At 66.8% G+C, this 13,838-nt stretch carries 15 protein-coding genes; 12 read left to right on the forward strand and 3 right to left on the reverse strand.

All coding sequences use genetic code 11. The annotated features are described in order from the left end of the window. Nucleotides 1–74 precede the first annotated feature (74 nt). The 5 genes from HWX07_RS17930 to ftsB all read left to right on the forward strand — a co-directional run bounded on the left by HWX07_RS17930 (nt 75) and on the right by ftsB (nt 5,518). Nucleotides 75–920 (forward strand): alpha/beta hydrolase, encoded by an 846-nt coding sequence (locus HWX07_RS17930; protein ID WP_012328813.1) that lies wholly within the window; start codon nt 75–77, stop codon nt 918–920. Nucleotides 921–1,111: 191 nt separating this feature from the next. Continuing rightward, a complete protein-coding gene (locus tag HWX07_RS17935) occupies nt 1,112–2,770 on the forward strand; it encodes a CTP synthase (protein WP_175877177.1) in 1,659 nt (552 codons plus the stop codon). After that, the gene (kdsA, locus tag HWX07_RS17940) at nt 2,767–3,621 is read left to right on the forward strand and encodes a 3-deoxy-8-phosphooctulonate synthase (protein ID WP_006478405.1); all 855 of its coding nucleotides are present in this window, start codon (nt 2,767–2,769) and stop codon (nt 3,619–3,621) included. The genes HWX07_RS17935 and kdsA overlap by 4 nt, the downstream gene beginning before the upstream one ends. A gap of 106 nt (nt 3,622–3,727) precedes the next feature. After that, a complete protein-coding gene (gene eno / locus HWX07_RS17945) occupies nt 3,728–5,011 on the forward strand; it encodes a phosphopyruvate hydratase (RefSeq protein WP_006478406.1) in 1,284 nt (427 codons plus the stop codon). An 81-nt stretch (nt 5,012–5,092) separates the two neighbouring features. Then, the gene (gene ftsB, locus HWX07_RS17950; protein WP_011549473.1) at nt 5,093–5,518 is read left to right on the forward strand and encodes a cell division protein FtsB; all 426 of its coding nucleotides are present in this window, start codon (nt 5,093–5,095) and stop codon (nt 5,516–5,518) included. Between the two features lie 89 nt (nt 5,519–5,607). On the opposite strand, the gene HWX07_RS17955 is transcribed toward ftsB, so the two are convergent. The 3 genes from HWX07_RS17955 to HWX07_RS17965 form a co-directional block, all read right to left on the reverse strand. After that, complete coding sequence (locus HWX07_RS17955) at nt 5,608–5,973, reverse strand: hypothetical protein (protein WP_175877178.1); 366 nt, start codon at nt 5,971–5,973, stop codon at nt 5,608–5,610. A gap of 137 nt (nt 5,974–6,110) precedes the next feature. Next, complete coding sequence (gene hslO, locus HWX07_RS17960; RefSeq protein ID WP_012328811.1) at nt 6,111–7,061, reverse strand: Hsp33 family molecular chaperone HslO; 951 nt, start codon at nt 7,059–7,061, stop codon at nt 6,111–6,113. Nucleotides 7,062–7,086: 25 nt separating this feature from the next. Then, nucleotides 7,087–7,611 (reverse strand): gamma carbonic anhydrase family protein, encoded by a 525-nt coding sequence (locus HWX07_RS17965; protein ID WP_006478410.1) that lies wholly within the window; start codon nt 7,609–7,611, stop codon nt 7,087–7,089. A gap of 143 nt (nt 7,612–7,754) precedes the next feature. Between HWX07_RS17965 and HWX07_RS17970 the strand changes: the two genes are divergently transcribed. The 7 genes from HWX07_RS17970 (at nt 7,755) to HWX07_RS18000 (ending at nt 13,826) form a co-directional block, all read left to right on the forward strand. Continuing rightward, nucleotides 7,755–8,612, forward strand: coding sequence for a ferritin-like domain-containing protein (locus HWX07_RS17970; protein ID WP_175877179.1), 858 nt, complete (start codon nt 7,755–7,757; stop codon nt 8,610–8,612). A gap of 173 nt (nt 8,613–8,785) precedes the next feature. Further along, nucleotides 8,786–9,676 carry an alpha/beta fold hydrolase gene (locus HWX07_RS17975; protein WP_175877180.1) on the forward strand — a complete coding sequence of 297 codons (891 nt, stop codon included), beginning with the start codon at nt 8,786–8,788 and terminating at the stop codon, nt 9,674–9,676. An 82-nt stretch (nt 9,677–9,758) separates the two neighbouring features. Beyond that, nucleotides 9,759–10,589: a 3',5'-nucleoside bisphosphate phosphatase gene (locus tag HWX07_RS17980; RefSeq protein ID WP_175877181.1), complete on the forward strand. Its 831-nt coding sequence runs from the start codon at nt 9,759–9,761 to the stop codon at nt 10,587–10,589. A 72-nt stretch (nt 10,590–10,661) separates the two neighbouring features. Next, nucleotides 10,662–11,294 (forward strand): L-threonylcarbamoyladenylate synthase, encoded by a 633-nt coding sequence (locus tag HWX07_RS17985; RefSeq protein ID WP_006478414.1) that lies wholly within the window; start codon nt 10,662–10,664, stop codon nt 11,292–11,294. Between the two features lie 47 nt (nt 11,295–11,341). After that, nucleotides 11,342–12,004, forward strand: a complete 663-nt coding sequence (locus HWX07_RS17990) for a site-2 protease family protein (RefSeq protein WP_011549479.1) — start codon at nt 11,342–11,344, stop codon at nt 12,002–12,004. A gap of 8 nt (nt 12,005–12,012) precedes the next feature. After that, complete coding sequence (locus tag HWX07_RS17995; protein ID WP_006487046.1) at nt 12,013–13,215, forward strand: tryptophan--tRNA ligase; 1,203 nt, start codon at nt 12,013–12,015, stop codon at nt 13,213–13,215. 8 nt (nt 13,216–13,223) lie between these two features. Further along, on the forward strand, nt 13,224–13,826 hold the full coding sequence (locus HWX07_RS18000) for a class I SAM-dependent methyltransferase (protein ID WP_175877182.1): 603 nt from the start codon (nt 13,224–13,226) through the stop codon (nt 13,824–13,826). Nucleotides 13,827–13,838: the final 12 nt, after the last annotated feature.

Consider the following 13,838-nt stretch of genomic DNA (forward strand, 5'->3'; position numbering starts at 1 on the left):
CGGTCGACCACGAAGCATGGGGTGGGAGTAAGTGCTGAAGCACTAGCTCCCACCGACAAAGGAGACATCGGCGTTTGAAGGACATCCTCCACTTCTCGCATGCGAACGGCTTCCCGGCGTCGACGTACCGGACGATCTTCGCCGAACTGGCCGACGACTACGAGCTGCGCTACATCGAACGGATCGGCCACGACCGCCGCTACCCGGTGACGCGCGACTGGCCGCATCTCGTCGAGCAACTGCTCGACGACATCGGCAGCCGCTACGAGCGCCCGGTCTGGCTCGTCGGCCATTCGCTCGGCGGCTACCTGTCGCTGATGGCCGCGCTGAAGAAGCCGCAGTGGGTACGCGGCGTCGTGATGATCGATTCGCCGATCATCGCGGGCTGGCGTGCCGGCGCGCTGCGCGCGAGCCAGTGGGCGGGGCTCGACGAGCGGCTGTCGCCGGCCGCGGCGACGCGCAACCGGCGCACCCGCTGGATGAGCCGCGACGAAGTCTGGCGGCACTTCCGCGAGAAGCCCGCGTTCGCGCGCTGGGACGAACGGATGCTGGCCGACTATATCGACTACGGGATTCCGCAGGCCGGCGCCGACGGCGAGCGCGCGCTCGCATTCGACCGGCAGGTCGAATACCTGATCTACCGGACGCTGCCGCACACGCTCGGCCCGCGGCTCGCGCACGGCGCGCCGGTGCCGCTCGGCTTTCTCGCCGGCACGCGCTCGCGCGAGGTGCGGCAAGTCGGGCTCGACGCGACGCGCCGCGCGACGCGGGGCCGCATCGAATGGCTCGAGGGCAGTCACCTGTTCCCGATGGAGCGGCCGATCGAGACCGCCCGCGCATTGCAGCGGATGCTGAATTCGCTGAAGGCGGAAGAGGGCGGTGTTTGGCAGGCCGGCGCGCCGCTCGCGAAGCGCGCCTGACGTTTCGCCGGGCGGCTGGAACGCCCGCCGGTGCATGCGTACCGCGCCGACCGGCCGGCCGGTTCACGCCGGCGCACACGGTCGGCGCGGGCCGGCACGGGTCGGCCCGAACGGGGCGCGATCATCACGCCAATTGCTGAGAGAAGGGCGGGCTTTACGGTATAATCCGTTTTTCCCGCGAGCATCCAGCGATGACCAAATATGTTTTCGTCACCGGCGGCGTAGTTTCTTCCCTCGGCAAGGGTATTGCCGCCGCCTCTCTCGCCGCGATCCTCGAATCGCGCGGTCTGAAAGTCACCCTCCTCAAGCTTGATCCCTACATCAACGTCGACCCCGGCACGATGAGCCCGTTTCAACACGGCGAAGTGTTCGTGACGGAAGACGGAGCGGAGACCGACCTCGACCTCGGCCACTACGAGCGCTTCATCAGCACGAAGATGCGCAAGGCCAACAACTTCACGACCGGCCAGATCTACGAATCGGTGATCCGCAAGGAACGCCGCGGCGATTATCTCGGCAAGACCGTGCAGGTCATTCCGCACATCACGAACGAAATCCAGGCGTTCATCGAGCGCGGGGCGGCATCGGCCACCTGCGGCGAGCCGGACGTCGCGATCGTCGAGATCGGCGGCACGGTCGGCGACATCGAGTCGCTGCCGTTCCTCGAGGCCGCGCGCCAGATGAGCCTGCGCCTCGGCCGCAACAGCGCGTGCTTCGTGCACCTGACGCTCGTGCCGTACGTCGCGACGGCCGGCGAGCTGAAGACGAAGCCGACCCAGCACAGCGTGCAGAAGCTGCGCGAGATCGGCATCCTGCCGCACGTGCTGCTGTGCCGTGCGGATCGCCGCATCCCCGACGACGAATCGAAGAAGATCTCGATGTTCTCGAACGTGCCGGAAGACGCGGTGATCTCGGTGTGGGACGCCGACAGCATCTACAAGATTCCGCAAATGCTGCACGACCAGGGCCTCGACCGGATCATCTGCGAAGAGCTGAAGCTGTCGCCGAAGGACGCCGACCTGAGCATGTGGTCGGCGCTCGTCGAGAAGCTCGAGAACCCGCAGCAGGAAGTGACGATCGGCATGGTCGGCAAGTACGTCGATCTGACCGAATCGTACAAGTCGCTGATCGAGGCGCTGCGCCATGCGTCGATCCACACGTCGACCAAGGTCAACATCGAGTACATCGACTCGGAAGAGCTCGAGACGAACGGCGTCGACAGCCTGAAGCATCTCGACGCCGTGCTGGTGCCCGGCGGTTTCGGCCGTCGCGGCACGGAAGGCAAGATCGCAGCGGTTCGCTACGCGCGCGAGTCGAAGGTGCCGTACCTCGGCATCTGCCTCGGCATGCAGCTCGCGGTGATCGAATTCGCGCGCGACGTCGTCGGCCTGAAGCAGGCGAACAGCACGGAATTCGATCCTGACACGCCGGAGCGCGTGGTCGCGCTGATCACCGAATGGTACGACCGCGAAGGCAAGGTCGAGACGCGCACCGAGGAATCCGATCTCGGCGGCACGATGCGCCTGGGTTCGCAGCGCTGCCCGATCAAGCCGGGCACGATGGCGGAAGAAATCTACGGCAAGGACGTGAACGAGCGCCATCGCCACCGTTATGAAGTCAATAACCGCTTCGTGCCCCAGCTCGAAGCCGGCGGCCTTATCATCAGCGCCCGTACCCCGAGCGAGGATCTGCCGGAAATGATGGAGCTGCCGCGTTCGATGCACCCGTGGTTCGTCGGCGTCCAGTTCCACCCGGAATTCACGTCCACGCCGCGTGACGGTCATCCTCTGTTCAAGTCGTTCGTCGAAGCGGCGCTCGCCAACAAGCAAGCGCGCGGAGTGCAAGCATGAAGCTGTGCGATTTCGAGGTCGGTCTCGACCAGCCTTTCTTCCTGATCGCGGGTACCTGCGTCGTCGAATCGGAGCAAATGACGATCGACACGGCGGGCCGCCTGAAGGAGATCTGCGAGAAGCTGAACGTCCCGTTCATCTACAAGTCGTCCTACGACAAGGCGAACCGCAGCTCGGGCAAGTCGTTTCGCGGCCTCGGAATGGACGAGGGGTTGCGGATTCTCGGCGAAGTGAAGCGCCAGCTCGGGCTGCCGGTGCTGACCGACGTGCATTCGATCGACGAGATCGAGCAGGTCGCGTCGGTCGTCGACGTGCTGCAGACGCCGGCGTTCCTGTGCCGCCAGACCGACTTCATCCATGCGTGCGCGCGCTCGGGCAAGCCCGTCAACATCAAGAAGGGCCAGTTCCTCGCGCCGCACGACATGAAGAACGTGATCGACAAGGCGCGCGACGCGGCGCGTGAAGCTGGCCTGTCGGAAGACCGCTTCATGGCGTGCGAGCGCGGCGTCTCGTTCGGTTACAACAATCTCGTGTCGGACATGCGTTCGCTCGCGATCATGCGCGAGACGAACGCGCCGGTCGTGTTCGATGCGACCCACTCGGTGCAGTTGCCGGGCGGGCAGGGCACGAGCTCGGGCGGCCAGCGCGAATTCGTGCCGGTGCTCGCCCGTGCGGCGGTCGCGACGGGCGTCGCGGGCCTCTTCATGGAAACGCATCCGAATCCGGCCGAGGCAAAGTCGGACGGCCCGAACGCGGTGCCGCTGAACCGGATGGGCGCGTTGCTGGAGACCCTCGTCACGCTCGACCAGGCGGTGAAGCGCAATCCGTTCCTGGAAAACGATTTCAATTAAAGATCGAATGAACCTTGCGGCGGCTTCGCGCGTCTGTAGCGAAAGCGGTTCCGGCACGCACGTCGTCGCAGTTTGAAGAATCCATCGTCATTCTCAGAGGAAACCCATGAGTGCAATCGTAGATATCATCGGCCGCGAGATTCTGGATTCGCGCGGCAACCCCACCGTCGAATGCGACGTGCTGCTCGAATCGGGCACGATGGGCCGCGCGGCGGTGCCGTCGGGCGCGTCCACCGGCTCGCGTGAAGCGATCGAACTGCGCGACGGCGAAGCCGGCCGCTACAACGGCAAGGGCGTGCTGAAGGCAGTCGAGCACATCAACACCGAAATCTCCGAAGCCATCATGGGCCTCGACGCGTCGGAACAGGCGTTCCTCGACAAGACGCTGCTCGAGCTGGACGGCACCGACAACAAGTCGCGCCTCGGCGCGAACGCGATGCTGGCCGTATCGATGGCCGTCGCGAAGGCCGCCGCCGAAGAGGCCGGCCTGCCGCTGTACCGCTACTTCGGCGGTTCGGGCGCGATGCAACTGCCCGTGCCGATGATGAACATCGTCAACGGCGGCGCGCACGCGAACAACAGCCTGGACATCCAGGAATTCATGATCGTTCCGGTCAGCCAGCCGACGTTCCGTGAAGCGCTGCGTTGCGGCGCGGAAGTGTTCCACGCGCTGAAGAAGATCCTGAGCGACCGCGGCATGAGCACGGCAGTCGGCGACGAAGGCGGTTTCGCACCGAACTTCGGCAGCAACGACGAGTGCCTGTCGACGATCCTGCAGGCGATCGAGAAGGCCGGCTACCGTGCGGGCGAAGACGTGCTGCTCGCGCTCGACTGCGCGGCATCCGAGTTCTACCACGACGGCAAGTACCAGCTCGCGGGTGAAGGCCTGCAGCTGTCGTCGGCCGAATTCACCGACTACCTCGCGACGCTCGCCGACAAGTTCCCGATCGTGTCGATCGAGGACGGCATGCACGAAAGCGACTGGGACGGCTGGAAGCTGCTGACCGATCGCCTCGGCAAGAAGGTGCAGCTGGTCGGCGACGACCTGTTCGTCACGAACACGCGCATCCTGAAGGAAGGCATCGAGAAGGGCATCGCGAACTCGATCCTCATCAAGATCAACCAGATTGGTACGCTGACCGAAACGTTCGCGGCGATCGAAATGGCGAAGCGCGCGGGCTACACGGCCGTGATCTCGCACCGCTCGGGCGAAACGGAAGATTCGACGATCGCGGACATCGCGGTCGGCCTGAACGCCGGTCAGATCAAGACGGGTTCGCTGTCGCGCAGCGACCGCATCTCGAAGTACAACCAGCTGCTGCGCATCGAGGAAGATCTCGGCGACATCGCGAGCTACCCGGGCAAATCGGCTTTCTATAACCTGCGCTAACGCGCTACTATCGGGTTCGTCATCTCGACGCCGCTCTGTGCCTGTGCGCGGAGCGGCGCTTCTTATATCTGCGTCTCTTACATGCGGCTTGTCACTGTCGTCCTGATTGCCTTGCTGGCGCTCATTCAGTACCCCCTATGGTGGGGACACGGCGGCTGGCTGCGGGTGCATGAATTGCGTCAGCAGCTCGACGACCAGCTTCAGAAGAACGCGGACGAGAAGCTGCGCAACGAGCGCACCGCGGGAGAAGTGCAGGATCTGCAGAGCGGCACCGCGGCGATCGAGGAACGTGCGCGCTACGAGATGGGCATGGTGAAGGACGGCGAAGTATTCGTGCAGTTCGTGTCGCCGAATGCGCCGGCAGGGCCGGTGAACACCACGCCATCGAATACGTCGACGCGCGGCGCTGTGTCCGCGGCGCCGGTGCGGGTCGTGCCCAATCCGCAATCGATCGCGAAGCCGTCGCGCCATCACGGCGGCGACAAGGGCAAGCCGGCGCATCACTGAGCGCAATACCTCGAACCCATTGAAAAAGCGCGGGAAATTCCGCGCTTTTTTATTTCCTGCCAGTCATCAATCGATCGGGCGACGCCCGCTCACCACCACCAGCCCGGGTAGCCGTAGCTGACGCCCGTGCCCCAGCGATTGCCCCATCCGCCGTAGTACCCGCCGTAGACCGTCACGGGCGGCGGCGAGTAATACGCCCACGCGCGCGCGGCCGCTTCGGCTGCCATCGCGCTGTTCTGTTCGCGCAGCACCTGCTGGTCGATCTCGTCGTAGCGCTTGCGTTCGACGCTCGACAGCACGGGCGGCTGACCGCCCGACGCGCCCGGTTCGGGCAGGCGGCTCAGGATCGTGGAAGTCGGCGGCGGCATCGCGCAGCCGGCCAGCGCGAGCGTGCCGGCGGCCATGCCCGTCAGGACGACGCTGCGGATGGTGAGCAAGGGGTGAGGGCGATTCATGTGTTTCTCCTGCGGCGCGCCGACCGTGGGAAAGCGGCTTGCGCCGAAGGCCGGGCCTTGGGCGCCTGAGCCGCGGTGCGGCGCTCGTGCGTCATTATGCGCCCGTGCCGCGCCGGTGGCGGGCACGGGCGCGTGGCTCAGTGACGCTGGTCGGTCGCGGGCGCGATGCCGGTTTCGACACCGGGTGCCGCAAACAGTTGCGCGACGTCGACCGGATCGAATTCGTAGCGCTGGTTGCAGAACTCGCAGTGGATCTCGACGTGGCCGCGCTCGACGATCACGCTGTCGACTTCTTCACGACCGAGCATGCGCAGCATCGCACCGACCTTCTCGCGCGAGCACGAACACTGGAAGCGCGTGCCGGCCGGTTCGAAGTGCTGCACGTTTTCCTGCCAGAACAGCCGGCGGAACACGACTTCCGGTTCGACTTCGAGCAGCTCCTTCGCGGACAGCGTGCCGCCGAGCGTGCACACGCGCTCCCACGTGTCGATATCGGTTTCGGCGTTGCGCGGCACGATGCCGCCGTCGCCCGGCAGCTTCTGCAGCAGCATGCCGACTGCGCGGTCGCGATCGGCCGCGAGCCACAGCCGCGTGTCGAGCTGCTCCGAATGATGCATGTAGTGCTCGAGCACCTGCGACACCGATTCGAGCGGGCCGTCGACGCCGTTCAGCGGCACGATGCCTTGATACGGCTGCTGGCCCGGCAGCTTGTCGGCCGGATCGAGCGTGATCACGCAGCGGCCGTGGCCGCTCGCGTTGACGAGCGACGCGAAACTCGTGTCGTCGCTGATCGTCTGCGCGGCGTCGCCGGAGAACTTCGCGGTGGCCCGCATCGACAGATCGGACCCGCACTGGACGACCAGCATCTGGACCGGCCCGTCGCCGAAGATCTGCATGATCAGGGTGCCGTGAAATTTCAGGTTCGCGGACAGCAGCGCACACGCGGCCATCATTTCGCCGAGCACCGTGCGCACGGGGGCAGGGTAGTCGCGGCGGGCGAGCACTTCCTGCCACGTGTTGCGCAGTGAAACGATCTCGCCGCGCACGGGCGCCGCATTGAACATGAATTTCTGTAACTGGTCGCTCACTCTTCTTCCTTGAAATCCGCGCGAATCACCCGATCCGCACGAGTTGCTCCTTGAAATGCGCGCGTCGCTCGACATACGTCTTCGCGTTCGCGCGCAGCCGCGCGACGTCTTCGGCCGACAGCTCGCGCACGACTTTCGCCGGTGCGCCGAGAATCAGCGAGTTGTCCGGGAAAGTCTTGCCTTCCGTCACGACCGCGCCGGCACCAACCAGACAGTTGCGGCCGATGACCGCGCCATTCAAGACCACCGCCTGAATCCCGATCAGCGAACCTTCGCCGATCGTGCAGCCGTGCAGCATCGCCTGGTGCCCGATCGTCACGTTTTCCGCAATCGTCAGCGGAAAGCCGGGGTCGGTATGCAGGACCGCACCTTCCTGGACGTTGCTGCCGGCGCCGACCGTAATCGTCTCGTTGTCTCCGCGAATCGTCGCGCCGAACCACACGCTCGCGTTTTCCTCGAGCACGACCTTGCCGATGATGGCCGCCGTATCGGCGACGAATACGCTTTCGTGGATCGTCGGGGCCGTCTCGCCCAGCTTGTAGATCGTCACGGAGTCTCCTTGTCTCTTCGATGATGGGCGCCGGTAGAATGGCGCGTCCGGTTTGTCCGGCGCCTGGCGCCGCGGAACAAACGCATATTGTAAACCGTCGCGTGCCGATGCTCCCGCGACGCGTACGCAAGGTGTCCCCGTTTATGAGCATGGAGTCTTCTTCTTTCGACCAGGCGCAGGTCTGTGTGCGCAGCGTGGCGCTCGATGCGCTGCGTATTGCCGAGCCGGCGGCCAAGGCCGCGCGGGTGCGCGCGCTGCACGATGCGCTGCGCGCCGGGCAGGCAGCCATCGCGCCGTCGCTCCAACTGCGCGAACCGGCCGGTCTGCCCGGGCGCCCGGCGCGGCCCCCGCTGGTCGAGCCGCGCGAGCTGCAGCGGCGCAGCATGCGATCGCCCGAAGGGCGCGCCGTGCTGCTGCACGCGCTCGCCCATATCGAGTTCAACGCGATCAACCTGGCGCTCGACGCGGTCTGGCGCTTCGCGGACATGCCCGACGCGTTCTACGCGGACTGGCTGAAGGTCGCCGCCGAGGAGGCCTACCACTTCACGCTGCTGTCCGACCGGCTCGCGGCATTCGGGCACGCATACGGCGATTTTCCCGCGCACAACGGGCTGTGGGAGATGTGCGAGCGGACCCGGGGCGATGTGCTGGCGCGCATGGCGCTCGTGCCGCGCACGCTCGAGGCTCGCGGGCTCGACGCGTCGCCGCCGATTCGCGCGCGGCTCGTGCAGGCGGGCGACGATGCGTCGGCTGCGATCCTCGACGTGATCCTGCGCGACGAAATCGGCCATGTCGCGATCGGCAACCGCTGGTTCCGCCATCTGTGCGACGCAGCCGGGCGCGATCCCGTGCCGACCTATCGGCAGCTCGCCGAGCAATACCACGCGCCGCGGCTGCGCGGCCCGTTCAATTTCGATGCGCGCCGCGATGCCGGCTTCGAAGAGGCCGAACTCGACGAACTGGCCGCGCAGGACGCGGCGGACGGGCGCACCGCGCGTTAGTCGGCTCGCGGGCGGCTGCGTCGGGTGGGGCGCCTGCTTGCACGCTCGATCGACAGCCTCTTTCTGCCTGGCTCCGTACGACCTCGCCGCTAGAGCGGTACCTCGATTGCCGGCCGCCTGAACCGTGGCGTCGCCGCTATAATCGAACGACCATTCTTTTTTTGGCGGCTGCAATGAGTGCCTCGAGTTCTGTTTCCGATTTCGTCACGGTGCGCGGCGTCCAGCTGCATGTGCGGCGCTGGGGCCGGCCCGATGCGCCCACGCTGTTCATGCTGCATGGCTGGATGGATGTCGCTGCGTCGTTCCAGTTCGTCGTCGATGCACTCGCGGGCGACTGGCAGGTGATCGCGCCCGATGCGCGCGGCTTCGGGCTGTCCGACTGGCCGGTCGCGCGGCAGGGCGGCGGCCACTACTGGTTCCACGAATACCTGGCCGACCTCGATGCGCTCGTCGACCGCTACGCGCCGACCGGCGAGGTCAACCTGGTCGGACACAGCATGGGCGCGAACGTCGTGTGCCTGTACGCTGGCGCCCGGCCGGAACGCGTGCGCCGCGTGGTCGATCTCGAAGGGTTCGGGCTCGCGCCGGCTCGCGCCGAACAGGCGCCGCGCCGGCTGCGCGGCTGGCTCGACGAGCTGCGCGAGCCGCCCGCGCTGCGGCCGTACGCGTCCCTCGACGACGTGGCGGCGCGCCTGATCAAGACCAATCCGCGGCTCGACCCGCGCCGCGCCGCATTTCTCGCGGCGCACTGGTCGAAACGCGGCGACGACGGCCTCTACCACCTGCTGGCCGACCCGGCGCACAAGATGCCGGGCCCGCTGCTGTACCGGCTCGACGAAGTGATGGCGACCTGGAAGCAGGTGCGAGCGAAGGTGCTGCACGTCGAGGCCGTCAATTCGCCGACGCTCGCGCACATCGCCGGCGACATCCCGCTGCCCGAATTCAAGGCGCGCTTCAACGCGTTCCCCGACTGGCGCGAGAAGCTCATCGAGGATGCCGGCCACATGGTGCATCACGACCAGCCCGAGCAGATCGCGGCGCTGATCGAGGCGTTCTGCGCATAGGCGCTTGGCGCTGGCCGCAGGGCGGGCGGCCGGCGCAATTGCGGCGTTGCAGTAGAATGAGGCCTTACCTGCGATGCCGACAATGAACGCCGATCTCCACTGCCATTCCAATGTTTCCGACGGGTTGCTGTCGCCTGCCGACGTCGCGCGCCGCGCGCATGCCGGCGGCGTGACCCTGTGGGCGCTGACCGACCACGACGAGATCGGCGGCCAGGCGGTGGCGCGCAGCGAGGCGGAAGCGCTCGGCATGCGCTACCTGAGCGGCGTCGAGATTTCGGTCACGTGGGCCTCGCGCACCGTACACATCGTCGGCCTGAACATCGATCCCGCCCATCCGGCGCTGGTCGATGGCCTGTACCGCACGCGCCACGGCCGCGCGGCGCGCGCGCTGGCGATCGCGGAGCAGCTCGCGACGCTCGGCATCCCGGGCGCGTACGAAGGCGCACTCAAATACGTATCGAATCCCGACCTGATCTCGCGCACGCACTTCGCGCGCTTTCTCGTCGAAAACGGCCACGCCGAATCGACGTCGGACGTGTTCGATCGCCTGCTCGGCGACGGCAAGCCCGGCTTCGTCCCGCACCGCTGGGCGTCCCTGTCCGACGCGGTTGGCTGGATTCGCGCGGCCGGCGGCGAAGCGGTGGTCGCGCATCCGGGCCGCTATCGCTATACGCCGGTCGAATTCGACGCGTTCTTCGGCGAGTTCATCGATCTCGGCGGCCGCGCGATCGAGGTCATCACGGGCAGCCATACGCCCGACCAGTACCGCGAATACGCGGACGTTGCGCGCCGCTTCGGCTTCGAAGTGTCGCGCGGCTCGGATTTCCACGCACCGGGCGAAGGCCGCATCGAGCTCGGCAGCCTGCCGCCGTTGCCGTCCGACCTGACGCCGGTCTGGGAGCGCTGGCTCTGACGCCGGGCGGCTTCGGCCCGCCCGCGTTGCCGTTGATGCGCACATCCGACTTCTCCCTCTTTACGTGTCCCCATGTCCCAGTTCTTCAGGATTCATCCGGATAATCCGCAGCCGCGCCTGATCAAGCAGGCGGTGGAGATCGTCAGCAAGGGCGGCGTGATCGCGATGCCGACCGATTCGAGCTATGCGCTCGCGTGCCATCTCGACGACAAGGATGCGGTCGAGCGCGTGCGCCGGATTCGCGGCCTCGACGAAAAGCAGCACCTGTCGCTGCTCGTGCGCGACCTGTCGGAGCTCGCCAACTTCGCGATGGTCGACAACCGCCAGTACCGGCAGATCAAGTCGGTGACGCCGGGCCCGTACGTGTTCATCCTGCAGGCGACGAAGGAAGTGCCGCGGCGGCTGTCGCACCCGTCGCGCAAGACGATCGGCCTGCGCGTGCCGGATCACGCGATCACGCTCGCGCTGCTGGAGTCGCTCGGCCAGCCGCTGCTCGGCACGACGCTGATCCTGCCGCCGGACGACGAACCGCTGAACGATCCGGAGGAAATCCGCACGCGGCTCGAGAAACAGGTCGACCTCGTGATCGACGGCGGCGCGTGCCCGCGCGAACCGTCGACGGTGATCGACCTGACCGGCGACGCGCCCGAACTCGTCCGTGCGGGGCGCGGCGCGCTCGAACCGTTCGGACTCTCGGCCGCATGACCCGCGGTGTCATTTTTGCGCGAGTGCGCTTGTTACAATAACGCGATATGGATGCTTCCCTGATACAGACCATCGCCGTCTACGCGCTGCCCGTGATCTTCGCGATCACGCTGCACGAGGCCGCGCATGGCTACGCCGCGCGCCTGCTCGGCGACAACACCGCCTACGCGATGGGGCGCGTGTCGTTCAATCCGATGCGCCACATCGACCCGCTCGGCACGATCGCGATTCCGCTCGCGATGTACTTCCTGACCGGCGGCGCATTCCTGTTCGGCTATGCGAAGCCGGTGCCGGTGTCGTTCGGCAACCTGCGCAATCCGCGCTGGGGCAGCCTGTGGGTCGCGCTCGCGGGCCCGGCCTGCAACTTCGTGCAGGCGCTCGTCTGGGGCCTGCTGACCCTCGTGCTGCCGGCCGTCGGCGTCGACGAGCCATTCTTCACGCGGATGGCGTTCGCCGGCGTCAGCGCGAATCTCGTGCTCGGCGTGCTGAACCTGTTCCCGCTGCCGCCGCTCGACGGCGGCCGCATCCTGGCGGCGCTGCTGCCGACCAGGCAATCGATCGCGCTGTCGCGCATCGAGCCGTACGGTTTCATCATCGTCCTCGTGCTCGTCACGACGGGCGTGCTGACGAACTTCTGGCTGCGTCCGCTCGTCAATGTCGGTTACGCCGTCCTGAGCGCCATCCTGTCTCCCTTCGCCTCGCTTTTCTAACGACAATCATGTTCCCAGAACGTATTTTCTCCGGCATGCGACCCACCGGGTCGCTGCACCTCGGTCATTACCACGGCGTGCTGAAAAACTGGGTGAAACTGCAGTCCGAGTACCCGTGCTTCTTCTGCGTCGTCGACTGGCATGCGCTGACGACGCACTACGAGACGCCCGAGGTCATCGAGAAGAACGTGTGGGATGTGCTGATCGACTGGCTCGCGTCCGGCATCGATCCGGCGCAGGCGACGCTGTTCATCCAGAGCAAGGTGCCCGAGCACGCGGAACTCGCGCTGCTGCTCGGCATGAGCACGCCGCTCGGCTGGCTCGAACGCGTGCCGACCTACAAGGAGCAGATGGAGAAGCTGAAGGACAAGGATCTGTCCACCTACGGCTTCCTCGGCTACCCGGTGCTGATGGCCGCCGACATCCTGCTGTATCGCGGCTCGCTCGTGCCGGTCGGCGAGGATCAGGTGCCGCACGTCGAGATGACGCGCGAGATCGCGCGCCGCTTCAACTACCTGTACGGCCGCGAGCCCGGTTTCGAGGAGAAGGCGCTCGAAGCCGCGAAGAAGCTCGGCGGCAAGCGCGCGAAGCTCTATCACGAGCTGCGCAACGCGTATCAGCAGGAAGGCGACGACGAGGCGCTCGAACAGGCGCGCGCGATGCTGCAGGAATCGCAAAGCCTGTCGATGAGCGACCGCGAGCGCCTGTTCGGCTATCTCGAAGGCGCGCGCAAGATCATCCTGGTCGAGCCGCAGGCGCTGCTGACCGAAGCGTCGCGGATGCCGGGCCTCGACGGGCAGAAGATGTCCAAGTCGTACGGCAACACGATCGGCCTGCGTGAAGACGCCGAGACGATCACGAAGAAGGTCCGCACGATGCCGACCGATCCCGCACGTGTGCGCCGCACCGATCCGGGCGACCCCGACAAGTGCCCGGTGTGGCAGCTTCACCAGGTCTACACGGACGAAGCGACGCACGAATGGGTGCAGAAGGGTTGCCGCTCGGCGGGTATCGGCTGCCTCGACTGCAAGCAGCCGGTCGTCGAAGGCATCCTGCGCGAACAGCAACCGATGCTCGAGCGCGCGCAGAAGTACATGGACGATCCGTCGCTGCTGCGCGCGATCGTCGCGGACGGTTGCGACAAGGCGCGCAAGTACGCGACGGAAACGATGCGCGACGTGCGCGACGCGATGGGCCTGTCGTACAACTGATCCGGCGCATGAGCGAATCCGTCATCGCCGCCGCGGGCGGCCACGTCGGCCAGGCCGGGCCGTCGCGCTGGGTCGCGCAATGGGCGCGGCTCGTGCCGGCCGGCGGGGCGGTGCTGGACGTTGCCGCGGGCGGCGGCCGCCATGCGGGCTGGTTCGCGTCGCGCGGGCATCCGGTCGTCGCGCTCGACCGTGACCCGGCCGCGCTGGCCGCGTTGCGCGCGATTCCCGGCGTCGACTCCCGCGCGGCCGATCTCGAGGGCGCGCCATGGCCGCTGCCGGCCGGCGAGCGGTTTGCGGCCGTGATCGTCACGAATTACCTGCATCGGCCGCTCTGGCCCCATCTGCTCGATGCCGTGGCGCCGGGCGGCGTGCTGATCTACGAAACCTTCGCGCAAGGAAACGAAACGGTCGGGAAACCGTCCAACCCCGCGTTCCTGCTCGCCCCGGGCGAGTTGCTGGACGCGGTGCACGGCCGCCTGCGGGTGGTCGCGTACGAGGACGGTTTCGTCGCCGCGCCGCGCGAGGCATTCGTGCAGCGCCTCTGCGCAGTGCGCGAGGGCGCGACCCCGAAGGCGGGGGCGGGAATTCCACGTTACGGACTGCCCGGCTAATCCGCTACAATC

This window comes from Burkholderia sp. BCC0097, from assembly GCF_902832985.1.
Classification (GTDB): domain Bacteria; phylum Pseudomonadota; class Gammaproteobacteria; order Burkholderiales; family Burkholderiaceae; genus Burkholderia; species Burkholderia orbicola.

Bases quoted from the DNA above. Each gene is read 5' to 3' on its own strand.
- HWX07_RS18000 (WP_175877182.1), top strand. From the start codon at position 13,224: ATGAGCGAATCCGTCATCGCCGCCGCGGGCGGCCACGTCGGCCAGGCC.
- HWX07_RS17935 (WP_175877177.1), top strand. From the start codon at position 1,112: ATGACCAAATATGTTTTCGTCACCGGCGGCGTAGTTTCTTCCCTCGGC.
- ftsB (WP_011549473.1), top strand. From the start codon at position 5,093: ATGCGGCTTGTCACTGTCGTCCTGATTGCCTTGCTGGCGCTCATTCAG.
- eno (WP_006478406.1), top strand. From the start codon at position 3,728: ATGAGTGCAATCGTAGATATCATCGGCCGCGAGATTCTGGATTCGCGC.
- HWX07_RS17995 (WP_006487046.1), top strand. From the start codon at position 12,013: ATGTTCCCAGAACGTATTTTCTCCGGCATGCGACCCACCGGGTCGCTG.
- HWX07_RS17990 (WP_011549479.1), top strand. From the start codon at position 11,342: ATGGATGCTTCCCTGATACAGACCATCGCCGTCTACGCGCTGCCCGTG.
- HWX07_RS17970 (WP_175877179.1), top strand. From the start codon at position 7,755: ATGAGCATGGAGTCTTCTTCTTTCGACCAGGCGCAGGTCTGTGTGCGC.
- HWX07_RS17980 (WP_175877181.1), top strand. From the start codon at position 9,759: ATGAACGCCGATCTCCACTGCCATTCCAATGTTTCCGACGGGTTGCTG.
- HWX07_RS17955 (WP_175877178.1), bottom strand. From the start codon at position 5,973: ATGAATCGCCCTCACCCCTTGCTCACCATCCGCAGCGTCGTCCTGACG.
- HWX07_RS17975 (WP_175877180.1), top strand. From the start codon at position 8,786: ATGAGTGCCTCGAGTTCTGTTTCCGATTTCGTCACGGTGCGCGGCGTC.
- HWX07_RS17985 (WP_006478414.1), top strand. From the start codon at position 10,662: ATGTCCCAGTTCTTCAGGATTCATCCGGATAATCCGCAGCCGCGCCTG.
- kdsA (WP_006478405.1), top strand. From the start codon at position 2,767: ATGAAGCTGTGCGATTTCGAGGTCGGTCTCGACCAGCCTTTCTTCCTG.